This is a genomic window from Bacillus sp. 205(2023), assembly GCF_037027485.1.
In the GTDB taxonomy this organism is placed as follows: domain Bacteria; phylum Bacillota; class Bacilli; order Bacillales; family Bacillaceae; genus Bacillus; species Bacillus halotolerans.
Map to the genome: position 1 here is coordinate 19,630 of NZ_JAXCHF010000002.1, position 19,120 is coordinate 38,749.

General features: G+C 44.2%; 11 protein-coding genes and 1 pseudogene. 5 read left to right on the plus strand and 7 right to left on the minus strand.

Features of this window, described 5'->3' with window-relative positions; translation table 11 throughout:
• Window positions 1-73: 73 nt before the first annotated feature.
• Both WA325_RS07605 and WA325_RS07610 read left to right on the plus strand, forming a co-directional pair.
• The gene (locus WA325_RS07605) at window positions 74-1,684 is read left to right on the plus strand and encodes an SWIM zinc finger family protein (protein ID WP_336183412.1); all 1,611 of its coding nucleotides are present in this window, start codon (window positions 74-76) and stop codon (window positions 1,682-1,684) included.
• Window positions 1,671-4,445, plus strand: coding sequence for a DEAD/DEAH box helicase (locus WA325_RS07610; RefSeq protein ID WP_336183413.1), 2,775 nt, complete (start codon window positions 1,671-1,673; stop codon window positions 4,443-4,445). The genes WA325_RS07605 and WA325_RS07610 overlap by 14 nt, the downstream gene beginning before the upstream one ends.
• Before the next feature lie 122 nt (window positions 4,446-4,567).
• Here the strand turns inward: WA325_RS07610 and WA325_RS07615 are convergent, their stop codons facing one another.
• The 4 genes from WA325_RS07615 to WA325_RS07630 form a co-directional block, all read right to left on the minus strand.
• On the minus strand, window positions 4,568-5,425 hold the full coding sequence (locus WA325_RS07615) for a Cof-type HAD-IIB family hydrolase (RefSeq protein WP_202853779.1): 858 nt from the start codon (window positions 5,423-5,425) through the stop codon (window positions 4,568-4,570).
• Between the two features lie 5 nt (window positions 5,426-5,430).
• The gene (locus WA325_RS07620) at window positions 5,431-6,207 is read right to left on the minus strand and encodes a DeoR/GlpR family DNA-binding transcription regulator (RefSeq protein ID WP_024123110.1); all 777 of its coding nucleotides are present in this window, start codon (window positions 6,205-6,207) and stop codon (window positions 5,431-5,433) included.
• Between the two features lie 227 nt (window positions 6,208-6,434).
• The gene (ssbB, locus tag WA325_RS07625) at window positions 6,435-6,776 is read right to left on the minus strand and encodes a single-stranded DNA-binding protein SsbB (RefSeq protein ID WP_024123111.1); all 342 of its coding nucleotides are present in this window, start codon (window positions 6,774-6,776) and stop codon (window positions 6,435-6,437) included.
• Window positions 6,777-6,853: 77 nt separating this feature from the next.
• Window positions 6,854-7,237 carry a hypothetical protein gene (locus WA325_RS07630; RefSeq protein ID WP_024123112.1) on the minus strand — a complete coding sequence of 128 codons (384 nt, stop codon included), beginning with the start codon at window positions 7,235-7,237 and terminating at the stop codon, window positions 6,854-6,856.
• A 175-nt stretch (window positions 7,238-7,412) separates the two neighbouring features.
• Between WA325_RS07630 and WA325_RS07635 the strand changes: the two genes are divergently transcribed.
• Complete coding sequence (locus tag WA325_RS07635; RefSeq protein ID WP_059292379.1) at window positions 7,413-7,823, plus strand: YwpF-like family protein; 411 nt, start codon at window positions 7,413-7,415, stop codon at window positions 7,821-7,823.
• A gap of 53 nt (window positions 7,824-7,876) precedes the next feature.
• Window positions 7,877-8,680, plus strand: a complete 804-nt coding sequence (gene blaOXA / locus WA325_RS07640) for a class D beta-lactamase (RefSeq protein ID WP_202853780.1) — start codon at window positions 7,877-7,879, stop codon at window positions 8,678-8,680.
• A gap of 100 nt (window positions 8,681-8,780) precedes the next feature.
• Here blaOXA and WA325_RS07645 read toward each other — a convergent pair whose 3' ends face one another.
• The 3 genes from WA325_RS07645 to WA325_RS07655 all read right to left on the minus strand — a co-directional run bounded on the left by WA325_RS07645 (window position 8,781) and on the right by WA325_RS07655 (window position 16,928).
• Window positions 8,781-9,440: a class A sortase gene (locus WA325_RS07645; protein ID WP_181185716.1), complete on the minus strand. Its 660-nt coding sequence runs from the start codon at window positions 9,438-9,440 to the stop codon at window positions 8,781-8,783.
• Window positions 9,441-9,533: 93 nt separating this feature from the next.
• Window positions 9,534-15,515 carry a SpaA isopeptide-forming pilin-related protein gene (locus WA325_RS07650; RefSeq protein WP_336183415.1) on the minus strand — a complete coding sequence of 1,994 codons (5,982 nt, stop codon included), beginning with the start codon at window positions 15,513-15,515 and terminating at the stop codon, window positions 9,534-9,536.
• A 336-nt stretch (window positions 15,516-15,851) separates the two neighbouring features.
• The gene (locus tag WA325_RS07655; protein WP_248338209.1) at window positions 15,852-16,928 is read right to left on the minus strand and encodes a response regulator; all 1,077 of its coding nucleotides are present in this window, start codon (window positions 16,926-16,928) and stop codon (window positions 15,852-15,854) included.
• 802 nt (window positions 16,929-17,730) lie between these two features.
• Here WA325_RS07655 and WA325_RS07660 point away from each other — a divergent pair.
• Window positions 17,731-18,993, plus strand: a pseudogene (locus tag WA325_RS07660) (sensor histidine kinase); the annotation flags it as partial.
• Window positions 18,994-19,120: the final 127 nt, after the last annotated feature.

Below are 19,120 nucleotides of genomic sequence, written 5' to 3' on the forward strand. Positions count from 1 at the left end.
TCATGCCGTTGTGTTGCGATATAATAGAGAAATTGGATCTTTTTATTACGTGACTCGGTTAGGAGCGATAATCATGCTTCAGAATATGATTTCTAAAGACGATGTGCTGGCATCGGCTGAACAATTAAAAGAGCTTCTTCCTTACAGCGAGGAAAATGTTCAGCTGATCAAAAAAGCCCTTATTTTATATCGGCAGGATTCAGTCTATCGTTTACAAGCAGTGAGTCCGACGGAAGTTACGGCTTACGTGCAGGATGTTGTGCCTGTGCGTGTCACATTGAACTTATTTGTCATAGCCAAAAGCGGCTGTTCATGTCCGTCTGGGAGAATCTGCCGCCATAAGCTGGCTGTTTTTTTATATGTATATGCAATGTTTGAACGAGTGGGAACTTTTACAGAGCACTGGCTGGAGAGGGAAAAGCTTGAAGAAAGCAAAGAGCTCGTCCGGCGTCAATTCCAAGAGAAGGTGCTGCCTAATGAAGAGTCGCTTTCAAGCTGGCTTGCTTTTTTCGATTCAGAGTTTTCTCTTTGGCAGGCACGCACGGCTGAAGGCAGCCAAAACATGCAGGCCCTCTATTACGGCTATCTGTCCGCTTTGAAAAAGCATGCCCCGAACAAGCCGGAGCTGAAAAGCCTGTATCAGATTCATTCAGCGATCGCGGTGTGGCTTCGCATGTTTACATTGATTGAAGAAGAAAAACTGGACCCCGAGCGTGATTTTTACTCCCTCAATCCTTATGTCGAACAGCTGATGGACACGATCTACAGCTCAATTGATAAATTAAAAACGTACGCGCTGTCGTTTGCACTCGATCCCTTCCTGGAGAAAACGCCGGATGTCATTCGGGATCTCTTATTGAAGGAAGATATTTTTCAATATGAACGCATCCGCATTTTCGGTGAAATTTGGAGTGCGCTGCTGCCGCGGCCGAAATGGGTGGCGCGTGAGCAAGAGATCCTGCAAAAAGAAGCCGGGCGGCGATTTTCTCCTGAATTGCAATTCGGGCGTCTGCATTTAGAATTTTTGCAGAAACATGATGACGCTATTTTTGCGGAAACCGGCCAATTTCCGCCGGAAGCGCTGCCGTATACGTTCCAATGGCTGAGTGAAATCACCGCAAAAAAGGATTGGAAACGGCTCAAAGCATGGTACCTCCGGATTGAATCGATTGCGATTGGTTATACAAAGCTGGATAAGCCTTTTAAAGAAATTCGTGATGTGATTGGCGAGCTGTTTCTTCTGCTGAACGCGTATGTGAAGCAAACCAATGACCAGGCGCTGTTTGAACGCTATGCGGCAGGCTGTCTGCCATATACTTTCACAGAATACAGCCATCATTTGTATGAGAAAAAGCGTTATGCCGAGTGGATCGAAATCCACAGCCTTGTTGGCTTTTCAATTTATGAAATGGATAAAACGATGCTCAAAGAAATCGCGGCGAGCGATCCCGAAGCCCTTATACCCGCATACCACAGAGAAGTGGCCTTTTTTATCGACCAGAAAAACCGCAGCTCTTACAAGGAAGCGGCCCGGTATTTGAAAAAACTGCGGACGCTCTACAAAAAAGCGAAAAAACTGAAGGTATGGGAACGCTATATTCAGCAGCTGAGCTCACATTACAAGCGCCTGCGCGCCCTTCAAGAAGAACTGCAGAAAGGAAAGTTGATTGATGGCGAGTCTTAAAGAAATACTTATTCACGTCGAACAAATGGAAGACGGGTCATTCACGCTCTCAGCCTTTGATGAGAATGAGCAGCCCCTTCCCTACAGCCACATGAAAAAGCATTTGTTTCAATGGCACGAATCCTCATTTTACGGAACCTTCCTTGAGGATGTCAGCTTCATCGGGACAACCGCGGTTTTGCTTTCTCCATGGATGACTGTAGAGCTTCTCGGCAAAAACTCGTTCAACTCATTCAGCTCCGTGCAGCTCACAGAAGAAACGGAACCGCTGATTGAGGCAGCGTCCACCATTTACGAATTTATCGCGGACGGCGATTTCCTGCCTGACTACGAAGCATGGACAAACGGTGTTTTCCGCTGGAAGGATCGGGACAGCATACTGGATGGCTTTACTGCGGAATGGTTTTCAGCCGCGGTGCAGGATTATATTCAATATGACGACGAACTGCGTGAAAAATGGGAAAATATCAAAGAAAAATCACCTGCGGTCACAACATTTCGCGGACATTTTCTGGATGAAGAGGATTTTCTCGAAGGCATCGGCTGGGTTGACGATCAAACCCCGTTTACGGTCGGCCTCCGCTTGAATGAACCAGACTTTGACGGCGATGACTGGAAAATCGAAATGTTTTTACGCGATAAAAAGAGCGGTGCGGTTGTATTTTTTGACGGGCTGAAGAGCCTCAAAAAATCGTGGCAGGCCTACAGCGATAAAATCGCACGCGAGCAGGACCGCTTTCATCGAACGGTTCCGTGGCTGTCATTTGATTCCGGCACCACGCTGATTTCAGAGGAAGAAGCCTGGATTTTCCTGTCAGAGGCAAGTGAGACGCTTGTCGATATGGGCGTTGAAATCCTCCTGCCATCCTGGTGGCAGATTGTCAGAGACAGCAGCATGATGCTTAAAGCAAAGGTGTCTTCCGCCCCGCGCGGCGAGTCATTTGTCGGCATGAATGCGCTGCTTGATTTTAACTGGCGGTTTGCGACAAACGGCATTGAGCTGACAGAGGATGAATTTAACGAGCTTGTCGCGAGCAACAGGCGCCTCGTCAATATTCGCGGGCAATGGGTGAAAATAGATCCGCAGTTTATCAAACAGATGAAACGGCTGATGGAGAAAGCGGAATCAGAAGGGCTCCATATGTCTGATATTCTGGCACGCGAGCTGATGGATCAGCAGGAAGGCGGGCTTGAGGACTCAGACATCATGGATACATCCGCTTTTGCCGGGATTCAATTCGACCTGTCAAAACAGCTCAGATCACTGATTCGAAAGCTGACAACAGCGGAAAATCTGCCGGAGCATGAGGTGAGCCCCTCCTTTCAAGGCACGCTCCGCCCGTATCAGAAATACGGCATGAACTGGCTGCTGTTTCTGCGGCAAAGCGGTTTTGGCGCCTGTCTGGCTGATGACATGGGGCTTGGGAAGACCATTCAGATGATCGCATATTTTCTTCATGTGAAGGAAAGCGGACGGCAAAACACGCCGAATCTGATCATCGCGCCGACATCCGTACTCGGCAACTGGCAGCGGGAGCTTCAAACCTTCGCGCCCAATCTGTCGGTCGCTCTCCATTACGGCCCGCGCCGTCCAAAGGGGGAAGACTTCGCCGGCTATTACGAAAACGCGGACGTTGTCTTAACCTCCTACGGGCTGTCGCATGCCGATTCTGAAGAGCTTTCTTCGGTGACATGGAACACAATTTGTCTTGACGAAGCACAAAATATTAAAAACGCGCACACGAAACAATCACGCGCAATCAGAAAGCTGAAGGGCATTCACCATATCGCGCTGAGCGGAACTCCGATGGAAAACCGCTTGACTGAGCTATGGTCGATTTTCGACTTCATGAATAAAGGCTACCTTGGCAGTCTGACCGGTTTCCATAAACGCTATGTATTGCCGATCGAAAAGGACCGGGACGAAAAAAGAATCGGACAGCTTCAGCAATTAATCCGGCCGTTTCTGCTGCGGCGGACAAAACGGGATGAGGACGTCGCATTAAACCTTCCCGACAAGCTGGAGCAAAAAGAATTTATTCCGCTGTCAGCCGAACAGGCGTCTCTCTATGAACAGCTGGTGAAAGACACTTTTGAACATATGACGTCACTGACAGGCATGCAGCGAAAAGCACTGATCCTCAGCATGCTCGGACGGCTTAAACAAATATGCGATCACCCCGCGCTTTATTTGAAGGAAGATCAAACCGAGCTGCTGGCCGGACGTTCGGTCAAGCTTGAAAAATTGCTTGAGCTGATGACAGCGATCCGCGCCCAAAACGAAAGCTGTCTCATTTTCACGCAATATATTCAAATGGGGAACATGATGAAGCGATTGCTTGAAAAAACTTTCGGCGAACCTGTGCAGTTTTTGAACGGGAGTCTTTCTAAGCAAGACCGTGATGCACTCGTTGAGAAATTTCAAAAGAAAGAATACCCGACACTGATTCTGTCGCTCAAAGCGGGCGGCACCGGGCTCAATCTGACAGCCGCCAATCACGTCATTCATTATGACAGATGGTGGAATCCGGCTGTTGAAAACCAAGCCACTGACCGGGCATACCGCATCGGGCAGGAGCGGTTTGTCCACGTTCATAAAATGATTACAACGGGAACAATTGAAGAAAAAATTGATATGATGCTTGAAACGAAGCAAACGCTGAACGACCAAATTATCCAAAGTGAAAACTGGATTACCGAGCTGTCTACAGATGAGCTCGAAGAATTATTTACATTAAGCGCCTCAGCGCAGGCACAATAACCACAAAAAAGCTGGCTCCTTAAAAGAGCCAGCTTTTTTCCGTTCATCGCCGTCACGCCGAATTTCACAGAATCCGTTACGCCGGTTATGTACAGGATGCACTTTTTTTCAAAAGATAAACCTTACAGCAAGTGCCGAATCATATGGGCAACGCCATGTTCATCATTGGTCAGGGTTACAGCGTCGGCTATCGCTTTGATGTCCTCCCGCGCATTGCCCATCGCTACGCCTTTTCCGGCAGCCTCCAGCATAGATCTGTCATTTAAGCTGTCACCCACGGCCACTGTTTCATTCATTGGGATGTTAAGCCGCTTTGCCAGCCTTTCCAGCGCCTGCCCCTTGGATGCCTTTTTGGAGGAAAGCTCAAAGTTATGATCAGCAGAGCTGACAAGTGTCAGATCTTTATCCTCCTGGTATCTTTGCCACCCGGCCTCCAGCTTTTCTTTGAAGAAAGAAAAGCCAAGAATGTTGTAAAAATCAATCTGTTTATCCTCCTCAAAGAGCTCTTGAAACGTGTCGATATAAGCGAAGCCCGATTGACTGTATTGCACCTCGGCTGCCTGCATCAGAACAGAAAGGTCAGCCTCTGGATTCGCACTTTTGACCCGGTCAAGCTCAACATCAAGGAGCTGCCTGCCGTTTTGCGGCGTATAAATAGCTGAGTCTGTAAAAACCTCATAATAATAGTTTTCTGACTCAAGCCACGAGAGAATGTCATACGCCCGTTTTTTATCGATTGTTTCCGAATGATAAAGCCTGCCGTCAGGGTCGTGAATGACAGCGCCGTTCGCACTGATGACCCACGTTTTGATCCCGAGCGGTTCAAAAATTGACACGACATCAAAATAAGCGCGTCCCGTTGATACAACAACCTCAATCCCGTCACGCTGCGCCTGCCGCAGAGCATTTTCATTTTCTGAGCTTACTTGATGCTTGCTGTTCAGCAAGGTTCCGTCTAAGTCGATCGCAATCAATTTCACGTTTATCAGCCCTTTCTTTCATCCTGCTCTGTCACGAGAAGTTCGACGCCATTAAGGTCAAGCAAGTCGCAAAACGCCTGATCCGGCAGCCGGTCTGTGATCAAGAGATCAATTTCACTCAGCTCAGCGTACTGATAAAAACCGGTGCTTCCCAGCTTCGAATAATCCGCAAGGGCGATCACCTGCTTCGCCTGCTGAATCATTTTTCGCTTCACCAGCCCATCTTCTTCATGCGCGATCGTAATGCCGTGTTCCGAAATGCCGACGACACCGATCAGCGCTTTATCGACGTGATAGCTTGAAAGCTTTTCAATCACAGAGGCGCCGTACAAGAAACGGTGCTCCTTTTCAAGCTTGCCTCCGAGAAGATAGATCTCAATACCATCTTTGTCTGAGAGCACTTCCGCGAGATTAATGGAGTTGGTGATAACCGTACAGTCGTCTGCATTCAAGTGCTTGGCGCACGCCTGAACGGTTGTAGACGCGTCTAAAATAACCCGGTCGCCATTTTGGATCAGTGATGCTGCGAGTTTGCCAATTTTGTTTTTTTCCTCGGACACTGTTTTCAGCCGGCCGGAATACCCTTGGATTTTCTGGTGCACAGACGGCAGAATGGCGCCGCCTCTTGTGCGAATAATGGCATTCTGTTCCTCCAGCTTCACAAGATCCCGCCGTGCTGTATCTCTGGACACCTGAAGGAGCGTACAGATCTGCTCGGTTGTAATGCGGTTATGCTCCTTTAGATAATCCACAATTGCTACTAATCTTTCTTCTTGGTACACGCCCTCATTCCTTTTCATATGACGTTATCTTTAAGTAATTATAAGTTTTTATATATTAACAATCAATATTATTAAGTGAAATTAAGTAAAAATGCATCATAAGAACCAATTTTTCCTATCTCAAACAGAAAGAAAAAACCAGTCTGGTTGACTGGTCAATACAGAGGGGGATGATGCGAAGAAAAGTAATCGTGAATGGGATTTAAAGCGGGAGGAACAGGGGGATGTCAATCGGCAGCTTTTTCCCGAGGTTTAGGGTCCATAAAACGAACAGTATCAGCCATCACTTCAGTTACGTACACTTTGACACCTTCCGCATTTTCATAGCTCCTTGTCTGAATCCGTCCGCTTAGGCCGACGAGAGAGCCTTTTTGGCAATATAACGCCGTGTTTTCGGCCGTTTTTCTCCAAAGCGTGCAATTGACGTAATCCGCCTCAATTTCTCCTGAAGCATTTTTGAAGCTGCGGTTAACTGCAATCGTAATGTGTGTGACTGCCGCGCCTGCAGAAGTGTACCGAAGCTCAGGGTCTTTTGTTAAACGTCCGACAAGCATGACCTGATTGAACATTGCGATTCCTCCTCTCCTTGCGGTTACACGTATTGTAGATGATGCAACGAGAAAAGAAAAACGCTCAAAATCGCATTTCAGCCTCTGTTTTTATCTTTCGTTTTCATTTTTCCCTCAGCTAAAAACAGCTTTTGTTTTTTCCCTCTAAAGAAATATGTATTTTTTAAAAACCGGAAAAACAATTTAGATGTCAGCCAATGCTGCGTATTCATACAGACATAAGAAGAGCCGTCCCATGCAAACCACTGAAAGCTGAGTTTCTTTTCCGGGAGCGACAGCTGGATTTTGTACTGTTCCATCCCATCATAAGTTTCGTATAAAAAAATCATCCTCTCTTTCCTATATAGATGAACCTCAAAAATATCTTTACGGCTTAACATATAAGCTTCATTCGTTTGAATCAAACGCTGATCCGCCGGAGTGCCGTCAATATAAATTTCCTTTAAATGAAATCGATTCATACACACCTCTCCGTAATCCATAGTCAGTTACAGTATAATGAAAAAATAGAAATTATTAAATGTTGTGCCAGTACAAAATAAATTGTCCGCGGCATTACAGCGTTTTCACGGAAAAATGAATATGTGTTATAATTCATTTTAAGAATTCTTTGTAAGTAAATGGGGTGAGATAAAAATGAAAACCTTTAAACTGGTTGACCTGAACGTGGAACGAGTGGACAAGGAAGAAAAGTCAATTGAACAGTTTCCCCTTATTGACGGACTGATTATCAATAAAGAAGACGGCGAAAATCACTGGCTGATTGAAGCGCTTGTTCCGAAGGAGCACTTGTCTTTTTTTGACCAGCTTCAAAAAAAACAAGCTGAAGTCAAAGTGTTTGTGACGATTACGAAAAAAAGCAACCGCCCCGCCCAGCTGACTGCAGCTGTGAAGAATATTGCTGAACTGGAAGAAAGCATCTCGGTTTTAATTTACGGACAAATGGTGACAAGAAAACAGCAAGGCACTGAAACCATTCTGGAATCTCTTGTAAAAGAGGGCTATACAGGAGCGAAACTGATCGAGGCGTTTAAGCAGAAGATATAAAAGAGAGTGGAAATCATCCCCTCTCTTATTTTACATTTGCTGAGGTGACACGTATGAATAAGCGAAAAATTCAAGCGGTTGTTTTATCACTTATCGGCGCAGCTGTCCTTTTGACATCAAGTTTGCAAACACCTAGAGAAGCTGTTGCTGCTGAGAAGAGTCCCAATCTAAAGAAAATGAATGTCGATGAGTTTTTCACTGATCACGACGGAACTTTTATCTTACGTGATCTGAAAAACGAAAAAACATTCGTCTACGGCGATCAACGCGCGACACAAAGATTTGCGCCGCAATCGACTTTTAAAGTCCCAAACGCGCTCATTGGATTACAAACAGGCGCCGTTAAAGATGAATATGACATCAAATACTGGGACGGTGTAAAACGTGAACTCGATGTATGGAATCAGGATCACACGCTAGGATCTGCCATGAGATACTCTGTTGTTTGGTATTATCAAGCGATGGCACGAGACATCGGAGAAGAGCGAATGAAGGAATGGATTGATAAAATAGCGTACGGCAATCAAGATATCAGCGGCGGCATTGACCAATTTTGGCTGAGCAGCACGCTTAAGATTTCTCCTCTGGAACAAACGGACTTTATGGAAGCCTTATACAAAGAAAAACTGCCATTTGATAAAAGCGTAATGAAGACAGTGAAGCGGATGATGATTCAGGAAGATGAGGATCATTATACGCTTTATGGAAAAACCGGTTCAGGCTCAGGCATCGGCTGGTATGCAGGCTTTGTCAAAACCGAAAACGGAGTGTACAGTTTCGTGACGAACATTGACGGTACCGGCACAGAAGCGAAAAGCATGACAATGGACATTTTGAAGAATTATGTTCTGCATTAGAAAAAAGACTGCCTTTTCATAAGGCAGTCTTTTTTTATTCTCCTGTAATCAAAAGAATAATTTGAAGCGGTTTTGGAAAATTGCTCATACACACACATCATCACATTCCGCTAATCGATTTGTCATTTGTATGACCGACAGTCTCAATCAAATTTCCTTTCACTGCGAGACGCCCTTCGGTTTCCACAGCTTTGTCGCATGTGATTAATGTAATTTCCTTTTCTTTTGTATCCTGAATCACATCTGCATCTATTTCAGAAATCATTTTTATTGATGTCACAGAGTAAATATAATCTTTTTTGAAATCTGTGATCACAATTTTGGCGCCTTTTTTTATGTTGGCCAGAGGTCCGAATAAAAGGTTCTTCTGCTTCAGGTGATGGCCTGCCAATGGATAGTTTCCCTCGCCCATGTTCTGATCCGGGCGCATTGTTGCCGCTCCGATCAACAGGTTTTCATTGGTGGTGCCTTTTAATATGGGGAGCTCCAGATCCACACTTTCAATGGTGATCCTGCCGATTATTGTCTTCGGATCCCGATCGAAGCCCGCCTTTATAGCTTCCGATAGCGTGGGCGGCTGTATGGAATCGAAATCAAATTCTGCTTCTTCTTCATTATTTTCTTGCAGCTGCTTCACAGTCAATTCCGACTCATACTGGTTTTTGCAAAGGTAGGCGATGAGACTTCCTTTTATGAAAGGAGAAAAGATAAGCAGCAGGCCGGAAAGAATAAACACCGCAATGATTATCTTTTTATACATGCAGTCCATTCCTTTCTTATGCGTCATGCTATGAGGGATGATCTGTTTAAAAAAGCACCTGATCGAATCTTCAATGATCAGGTGCCATCACATTTATGCCTTTCTTTGTTTCTTTCTTGAGACATGTGCCAAAGTTCCGCCTGCTAAGAGCAGAAGAATGCCGATCATAACCGGCACCGTACTGTCTGTATCACCGGTTTTTGGAAGAGAATTGTCTGTTTTTGTGTGGCCAGCTGTATCATCGGCTTTTGGATGTGAATTGTCTGTTTTCACATGACCATCTGTACCATCGGTTTTTGGATGCTGTCCATCTCCCTTCACGTTTTTATCCGGTGTATCATTGCTCGGCGTTGGCGTTTTTAATTTTTGATTAGAGGCGATAACCTCAACAGGTTTTGACTGTCCTTTTTCAATGGTGAATCCAATTGGTGTGTCATCCAGTTTATAGCCATCGGGCGCCTTCGTTTCGATAAGCTGGTAGCGCCCCGGCGCAAGGCCTTTAATAGTGAATTGTCCATTTTGATTTGTTTTCCATAATTTGGAGATTCCTTTGCCGTTACCATCAGTTGTTACAGGCTTGCCGTTGGCGTCCAATAACTTGAATTCAGCACCCTCTAAAACGGCTTTTTTATCGTCTTGATCCACTTTTGTCAGTTTCACGTCGCCTGGTGTCAGTATATTCTCCGCGGTGATTTCGACTGGCTTTGTTTCAGTATTGGTGATCTTGAACGGTATTGGCGTTTTATCCAAACTGTAATTCACTGGCGCTTTTGTTTCGACAAACTGATACTTGCCTGCTTTAAGACCGTGTACGGTAATCTGTCCCTTGTCATCAGTTGTCAGGCCGGATTTCAGAACTTTGCCGTTGGCATCAGTCAGATTAAACTCCGCTCCTTGAAGAACTTTCTCTTTATCATGTTGATCCACTTTTGTGAGAACGACACGGTTCTCGGTGTTGACAGCTGTTACTTCAACTTGTTCTGGTTGGCCGCCATGTTCAGCCTGAATGGTGAACGGCACCGGGCTTTCGGATAGGAGATAGCCGTCTGGCGCCTGTTTTTCAACAAATTGATAACTTCCCGGAGCCAAACCTGCAACCTCAATTTTACCGCCTTCTTTTGAGACAAGGTCAGCTTTTACTGTGTTTCCGTTGTGATCAACAATTTTGAAAACTGCACCCGCTAATCCTTTTTCGTCTTGATCTACTTTCGTCAGTTGAACGGAGCCTTTATAGTTAACGGCTATCCCGGCATCTGCTGATTCCGGCTTTCCTTCTGCTGATTCGGAGATGGTGAACTCTTTTCTCTCCGTGTTCAGTACATAACCCTCAGGCGCTTTCGTTTCAACAAAAGCGTAACGTCCTGGTGCGAGGCCTGAAGCTATGATCTTTCCGTCTTTATCCGAGGTCAGCTCTTCTTGAACCGTATGGCCCTCGTCATCGACAATCTTGAAAACGGCCCCTTCAAGTTTCTGCCCTTTGGCATCTTCCTTCACCAGCTGAACGGAGCCTTTATCGTTAACGGCTATCCCGGCATCTGCTGATTCCGGCTTTCCTTCTGTTGATTCAGAGATGGTGAACTCTTTTCTCTCCGTGTTCAGTACATAACCCTCAGGCGCTTTCGTTTCAACAAAAGCGTATCGTCCCGGTGCGAGGCCTGAAGCTATGATCTTTCCGTCTTTATCCGAGGTCAGCTCTTCTTGAACCGTATGGCCCTCGTCATCGACAATCTTGAAAACGGCTCCTTCAAGTTTCTGCCCTTCGGCATTCTCCTTCACCAGCTGAGCGGAGCCTTTATAGTTAACGGCTATCCCGGCATCAGTTGATTCCGGCTTTCCTACTGCTGATTCAGAAATGATAAATTCTCGTTTCTCGGTGTTTAATACATATCCGTTCGGGGCTTTCGTTTCGACAAAGGCGTATCGTCCCGGCGCAAGGCCTGATGCCTCTACTTTTCCGTCTTTATTCGAAGTCAGCTCTTCTTGAACTGTACGGCCTTCGTCATCGATAATCTTGAAGACGGCTCCTTCAAGTTTCTGTCCTGCGGCATCTTTCTTCGCTAAATAGGCCCTTCCTTGATAATTGACCATTTCTCCCAATTCTACGTCAGACACTTGATTCTTATCATTCTTTGCGATTGAGAAATGAATCGCCTTCGTATTCACGATAAAGCCAGCAGGGGCTTTCGTTTCTGTCAGGCGGTAATAGCCCGCCGGCAAACCATTCATTTCGATTTTTCCGTTTTTATCGCTTTTGATATCCGTTTCTACCAAAGTATAGGTGCCGTTGCCCGCCTTTTTCTCCAGCTTGAAAACAGCACCAGCTAAAGGATTTTTTTGTTCGTCTTTTTTGATAAGCGTCACCTTGTTCTGTTGATTTACGACTTTGTACAGCGCTCCTGTCTTGGATGAGTTGCTGTCTATCTTAACAGAGACTCCTTTTGCATAAGCATCGCCGATGGTATATCCGTCAGGCGCTTTTACTTCTTTTAATACGTAAGAGCCGTAGCGAATATTTCCGAATGTAAGCTTACCATCGGCACCTGTTGTGCCATTGCGCAGGAGCTGCTTGGCGTCTTCAGACCATAACTGAAACTCTGCTCCTCCAAGAGCTTTATCGTCCTCTCCTGTCTTTAAAATCGTCAGGCTTCCTTTTTCTCCAGATCCGGAACCGTCGCCGCTTGAAATGGCAACAAAGATCGAGCTGCTGGTTTCTTGGGTCTGCTCTTTCACATTTGTCCCAGAAATGGACACCTTATTTTTAACGTGCCCGTTCGTGCCGGCTATGTTAATCAGAGACCGGTATTTGATCACATAGGCACGGTCAATTTGCTTATAGCTGCCTATGAATTGCAGGACAAACGATTGTTCACCTGTTGTATTGTCGGTTTTGATGTCTACCGTGTAGTCTTTGTCTTTTTGGAGCTCGACATCGCCCGCGGTCAGATTTCCGCTGCTGTCTTTGACCACACCGTTTTCATCATATTTTGCTTGGTATACTTTAAAAGAATCTGCATCTAGTATTTGATTATCATCTGGCGTGTCAGTAACTTTCACGTCATCCAGCGTTGATTGGCTGGAGTTGACGTTGATATTCCAATCAATGTAGCTGCCATTTTGTTTGCCGCCTTTGAAAACCAGGTTTCCTCCGTTCGCAACCGAAACAGAACCCGTCAACGTGCGGTCTGCATAACCGTCATTATAGTATGTTGCCTTGTTTGTGTACTGGTTCTGATCAATGACCTGCCCCTTGAGTGATGTCTTAAACTCAATCAGATATGGTACAGAATCGCCTGTTTTAAGGTGTACCGTCAGAGTGCGTTCATTTTTCTCTGAAGGCTCTTCGACATCATACTTGGAAGGGTCAAGCGCGTCTCCTTCTGTGATGGAGCCGTTTTTATTGATCGTATAGCTCTTTACCACAACGGAACCCGGCACAAATTGCTGAGGATCTGTTATGGCATCTTTTATATAAGGGTTTTTCATCGGCTCGCCATTATAATTGACGCCGATTTTCCACGTGATTTCCTTTGAAACTGCGTTGTATGAACCGTTTTTGAAACCATTATTTGAAGTCTGATGATTCGGCGTAAAACCGCTTGATACCTTATTCGTGCGCTCATTGCCGTTTTGATCAGTCCATGTCGACTGAGCTGTATTCTTAACACTTTCGTTAGAATAATCGGCATTGAAAGTTGTCGTATAAATGATCTTAAACTGACTGTCTGTTTTTTTGTAATCCCCGATCAATGCCAAAGTAAAGCCTTTATGATCCGGTTTCTTTGTGAAATTGTAGTCTTTGCCTTCCTGCAATGTTTTGTTATTGGTTGTGTCTTGAATCTTGAATGACCCGTCAATTAATGCCAGACCGCCGCTGTCGAATTGATCATCTAAAGTCCAATTGTTCATTGTATAGCGGTTTTTATTAACTGTGATCGTCCAATCAACCGTCTTCTTCTCATAATCAACGTTTGAATATCCTTTGATGAGATTCTGCTGAATGGCTATGCCAGAAGCTTCTTTTGAATCCCCTGTTCCGGTCACCACGCTATTGGTGTACGTTGTCGATTTATCAATGATGACTCCGCTGTTGACCTTTGTTTGATATGTGATTTTGTAAGCGCTGGTAACGGTTTTATTAAATTTGATTTCAAATCCGCTTCCATTATCGGTCAGCGTGTAGTCCTCGCCTTCCTTTAAAGGCGTTCCCGCTTGCTCGCTCCCGTTCTGTCCAAAGGCAATAGGAATAACCTTCAAAGAATCTTTTACGAGGTGCAAATCGCCAGTTCCAAAAGAATCCTTAATGCTGGCCTTGGATTGATCGATCTGTTTCTCACCGTAGTTGTATGAAAGAGCCCAGCTGAATGTTTGAGATTCTCCATCATATCCTGTTGATGATTTCGCGATCATTTTTCCATATTTGGCTGCAACAGTGGCTTCGGCAGAGATGGGTTCCAGGTCATCTCCGCTGAATGCTGCCTTGTTCGTCAGCGTTAGATTTCCACCTTCACTCGGCTTCGCACTATTATCAATGTCAGTTTCATATACAAGGCGGTAGGCTGAATCGATTGTCCCGTCAAATGTGACATTTCCTTTTGAATCAACGCTGTAACCGGAAGAAACTTCATTTCCTTTGCTGACAGACCCATCAATGTTCACATTGAGTTCATACACTTTAACTGAACGGTAGATTAAGCCCTCTGGAAGGCTTTCCGTGAGTTTGGCATTTTTGACTTGATCCAACTTTTTATTGACATCGACCGTCCATGTTACTTTACCGGGGTTGATGCCTTTATCCAGTGCACCTGATTTGTCAATGGTTTTACTCACATTTGGTTTAAAATAAACTGTTGTTTCAGGAGTATCGGAACTCACAGGGAATGGAATCTTTTGTGTTGTCGAACCCGTTATTTTTTTCTCGTTGAACTGTGTATTGATAACCAATGTGCCTTTGACATTAGAACTTTCTTTTACCTCGCCGTTAAATGTCATCACCACATGTCCGTTCGTATCAATAGAAAATGTCCCGTAGGTGGTGTCTCCGGCGCTTAACGGCAGGTTCAAAATGTCATTATGCATAATAAATTCTTTAGGCAAATCAAATTCATATTTATCGCCGGCATTGATTGTTTTTCCCAAATCATCAGGAATGGCCCAATCAATTGAAATTTTCACCGGAGAATTCGTATCGGCGCGATTGCCCTTGTCATATGGCTTTCCGTTTTCATCCGTCAATGTCACGCCGGTTAAAATATGTTGCGTGATTTGTTTTTCTTCAGTTTGCAAGCTTTTGAAAGCTGATTGACTTGAGGATGACACGTTTTTTGAATCATCGCTCTTAGGAGAATCACTGCTCTTAGAGTCTGCCGATGGTTTTGGTTCCTCTTCTTTTTGATCCTTGCTGACTGAAGGCGCAGATTTGTCATCTGTCCCTTTCTGATCTCCCGCAGTATCAGAAGAGTCGTTTTTTGGCTCTTCCGCCTCGGCGTCTGGTATCTCATCTTTCTTGATAGGGATAATCACCTGCTGGGTTTTGCCTCCCCCTAGTTGAAAAAGGGCTGCTGCTGTATGTTCATCGTCTTTTACATCTGCCGTAAACGCGGCTGGCAGTGTAATGGTCCCCTTGGCATTCGGAGAATCCGCGTATGCAGTTATTAATTTCACCGTCATGGTGCTGCTGCCCGCCGGCACTTGATAGCTGCCGATGACCTGATCAGCAGATTTGATCTCACCTTCTGCACCTTTATCAAATGTAAAGCTTTCAGGTATCTCCACATGGATATCCTGTTCGCTGTCTGCTTCTTTATCCTTTTTCAATGACCATTCATATGTCAGTGTCACTTCATCCCCCGGCTTTAATGCCGGTTCGTTTCCTTTTGACCCGTCAACTACCTGATGATTGACGTCTTTGACCGTCACCGAATCGAAGAATTGGCTGTCGTTTGACGATACGCCCACAGCCTCCGCTGTAAGAGTATAGCTGGCAATCTGGCTGAAAAAGAATAAGATGGCCAGACCGATGATCATAACGATCCGCCCGCTTTTTTTCAGCCCTGAGGGAAAGCTCCTACTTCTCAACTTTTCATTCCTCCCTTTTCATATCTATTTTTCACTTGCCGATTGATCCGCGAGACCATAACTCATGTCTCATCCCCAAAAATAACTGTTCATGCCGAATGAGTGTAACAACTAAGATTTGCCATCCGAACCAAACTACATTGTATGAAATGAAACTATACAAATTCTGTACAACTAAAACATCATGTATGATTCAAGTGAATGTGAGATTTGAAGTTTCAAGCGGAGACATATGGAGAGGGACTGCCCTGAGGATGACATGTACAAAAAGCGTATCCAGCCAGTGTGCATTGATAGGGCACACTGGCTGGATACGCTTTTTGTTATGAACATTTTTTAATTAATCTGATCCTTTATTTGTTTGTAGCGCTGATATTCTTTTATCGCCTCTTCTATTTTCCCGTTTTTGTTAAATAGCTTCAGCTTAAATTGCATAATGTTATGATCGAAAGGCTCAATTTTCTCTGCCTGCAGGCAGATGTCCATCGCTTGATGATCGTTCCTTTCACGAATGAGATAATCGATCAGTTCATAAGCCTTTCCAAGCCAAAGCTGGGCAAGACGCGCCTTTTCCGGTTCTGCCCACAGATATCCGTGCTCCGTCAGGTAATGATTTTGATAGGACATGAACATATCCATGTGCAGATGTAATGTAGCTGTATTTAGCGAGGGCGCCTCTTTTAGTGACTGTTCCCATTCCACAACATCGATTTTTGCGCCTGAGAGCCGTAGAATATACCCTGTTTCGGTCTTCTCGATTGTTTGGCTGAAAGGGATTTGGCTGATTACTTTCCGTATCTGATATATGGTAGAGTAGAGTTGGGTGCTTGCTTTTGTGACATCATAATGAGGCCAAAACAGATCGATTAATGAGTCTTTACTGACTACACGCCCTTGGTTATGAAGTAAAAAGGTGTATATTTCGCGTGCTTTAGATGTTCTCCACTTGACGGAAATGTTTGTTTTGACACCTTTTAAAATCTGATGAAACTGCAGGTTTCCAAAACATTGGATCAAATAATGCGCCTCGTTATTTTCTACAGATGCTTTAAGCATGTTATTCGTTTTGATTCGCTCAACCGTTGTTTCGAGCCGCTTGTAAATAACAGGCTTTAGCAAATAATCGATGGCATTAATCTCAAACGCCTTAATAGCAAACTCATTATAGGCCGTGATAAAAACGACTTGGATGTTCTCATTCAATGATTGAATCGCTTCAGCAAGTTCAATGCCATTTACCCCCGGCATTTCAATATCAAGAAACACCGCATCTACAGCAGCAACCTCAGGTGACTCCAGAGCTTCAATCGGATCTTGATACGCCATAATCGATTGAAAGGCGTTTGTCCGTTCAAGCAAATTTTTAAAGTGAAGCAATGCCAGGTGCTCATCATCAACAATTAACGCTTTCACAAAACATCCCCCCCTATATGTAGAATCAAGATATTAGTAAATAACTTCTATTATATCATGCCAAATAGCCCCTTTAATTGGATTCTTTTTCTTTCTATTGTAGCTTTTGAAAGTTTACATTTACAATATTTATAAAAAATAGGAATGTAGAATGATCCTATTATAAAGGAGCATTGATATGAAAGAAAAATTCATTTTCATTTCGATTATTTTCGGTTATGCCGCTTTTTTTATGGCTTTTATAGCGATTGATCATTTTACTGGATCAACACTTCCTGAAGCAAAGCATGGGGTCATGAACTTGGAGAACTGGGATTTTCAGAAGGATGGGAATATACAGCTGAACGGAAAGTGGACATTATATCCAAATCAGATTTTATCGCCAAAAGAGATTGCTTCAGCAAAAGGAAAAGATCCCCTCTTCGTTGATGTCCCCAGTAATGTGAAGCTGGCCAAGCAAGGTATCAACGTGGATTACGGAACGTACAAGCTGACGATCAGATCAAAGCTAGACAATCAGGTTTTCGGGATCAGCACGTCGTTTATTTACAGTGCAAATCGCATCTATTTTAATGGACAAACCATAGGGCAAAGCGGCAGCCCCTCAAATCAGCCTGATTTTACAGCACAAAACAGACCGTATACGAGCTTTTTTTCGCTTCACAAGGGCGATAATGAACTTGTCGTACAGTTTTCGAACTTCGGAAAAACGCCGGGGTGGGGAATCGCAAAGCCGATTACCTTTGGAATCCAGGACCAAATAGTGCGTGAAAATAAAATTTCCTTTCTTAATGATACGGTCATGATTACGGCATTTTTCATTACCGGATTATATTTTCTGGGCTTTTACCTGCAAAGAAAAAAGGATAAACATTTGCTGTTTTTTTCTGTTATGTGCCTTCTGTTTTCATTCATTATTCTGATGATCGGAAAAGAGCGGATTATATTCCTCCTCTTTCCGTCCATTTCATTTTCATTGTTAAATTCAATGAGGGCAATCTCAACTGTGTTTGTCAGTATAGCAGTCTTTCTCTATCTCTATTTTGCTTACAGAGAGATTGTGTCAAAACGTTTTATTCTCATAGCCACTGTTTCTTGCGGGCTGGTCTTGATCATAGATTTTTTAACCGTTGGGTTTATCGGCCACTCCTCATACATATTACATTCTGTGCTAGCCGTTTCGACCCTGGTTTATATCACATATATTTTTACGATCGCAGCGATCCGCAAAATGGAAGGAAGCCTGTATCTGACAATCGCTTCTATATCAATGAGTGCTTTTGTCATTTTAACGACCATCTCCGCTTACACAGGAAAAACGGCTTTTTCTTTTAATTCGATCTACTCTTTGCCGACAGTCATTGCGTTGCTGGCGATTGTTCTTCTAATGGCACAGCAGTTTGCCGGTGCATTCCGCGAAAATGAAGTGCTGTCGTGGAAATTACTCAGGGTTGACCGGCTGAAGGATGAGTTTATAGCGAAGACATCGCATGAATTTAAAACACCGCTGAACAGCATTATTAATATATGCCAAACGTTGCTGGCCGGGAAAGGGAAAAGAACGATAGAAGAAGAGAAAGAAAACATGCAGCTTGTTATCCGCATGGGTTATAGGCTGTCCAATCTGGTAAATGACATCCTGGATTTAGAAAAAATAAAGCAAGGCATGCTTCAGATTCACCCGGTTCCTGTTGATATTTATACTTTAGTTTGTTCGGAAATGAATTTCTACAATCTCTTATCAAGACATAAAAACTTAAATATTAAGAATGTTATTCCAGATGATCTTCCTTTAGTGCTCACAGATGAAAACCGTTTTCGTCAAATATTGACCAATTTAGTAGACAATGCAATCAAGTATACAGCGGAGGGTCAAATCACACTTTCTGCTTCAAAGCTGAACGATAACATGATCAAGGTGACAGTTACCGATACCGGAAGCGGCATTTCCAAAGCCGATCGCCAAACCATTTTTGAGTCTTTTCAGCAAGCAGAAACGAATAAAGACGACGGAGCCGGTCTTGGCCTTAGTATTGTCAAACAGCTGGTCCAGCTCCAAAACGGAGACATTTGGGTTGAATCAGAAGAGGGAAAAGGTTCGGCGTTCCATTTCACATTGCCCGTTGTCCATCATGAATCTGTGCCCGAAACCAAAACAAGTCTTCCAGAATTACAGTCCGGGCTAGAGATGT

Bases quoted from the DNA above. Each gene is read 5' to 3' on its own strand.
- blaOXA (WP_202853780.1), top strand. From the start codon at position 7,877: ATGAATAAGCGAAAAATTCAAGCGGTTGTTTTATCACTTATCGGCGCA.
- WA325_RS07605 (WP_336183412.1), top strand. From the start codon at position 74: ATGCTTCAGAATATGATTTCTAAAGACGATGTGCTGGCATCGGCTGAA.
- WA325_RS07635 (WP_059292379.1), top strand. From the start codon at position 7,413: ATGAAAACCTTTAAACTGGTTGACCTGAACGTGGAACGAGTGGACAAG.
- WA325_RS07645 (WP_181185716.1), bottom strand. From the start codon at position 9,440: ATGTATAAAAAGATAATCATTGCGGTGTTTATTCTTTCCGGCCTGCTG.
- WA325_RS07630 (WP_024123112.1), bottom strand. From the start codon at position 7,237: ATGAATCGATTTCATTTAAAGGAAATTTATATTGACGGCACTCCGGCG.
- WA325_RS07610 (WP_336183413.1), top strand. From the start codon at position 1,671: ATGGCGAGTCTTAAAGAAATACTTATTCACGTCGAACAAATGGAAGAC.
- ssbB (WP_024123111.1), bottom strand. From the start codon at position 6,776: ATGTTCAATCAGGTCATGCTTGTCGGACGTTTAACAAAAGACCCTGAG.